This window comes from Prevotellamassilia timonensis, assembly GCF_021531665.1.
Taxonomy (GTDB): Bacteria; Bacteroidota; Bacteroidia; order Bacteroidales; family Bacteroidaceae; genus Alloprevotella.
The window spans coordinates 1-244 of record NZ_JADYUH010000231.1; the positions used below are offsets into that span (position 1 = coordinate 1).

The window sequence follows — 244 nt, forward strand, 5'->3', positions numbered from 1 at the left end:
AAAAATCCAACAATTTTGAGCCATTTTTCAGCGATTCGACATTAACATTTTTAACTTTCGGGAACACTTTCCGCCTCCCAATTTTGCCTTCTCGGCGTACAGTTTTTCTTTGCCTTCCCCTAATTAAAATTTGAGGAAGGCAAATTAAAATTAGAGGAAGGCAAATTTTTCCCGGATGCGCTTCTAAAACCCCGATTTTAAAGGGAAAGTGACGAAAAAAGGGGGGAGCCGAGGCTCCTCCCAT

1 protein-coding gene is annotated in these 244 nt (G+C 41.4%); it reads right to left on the reverse strand.

The window, feature by feature from the left end:
• Positions 1 to 244, reverse strand: a 244-nt coding sequence (locus I6E40_RS10875) for a hypothetical protein (protein ID WP_235387303.1), incomplete at both ends; no start/stop codon positions are given.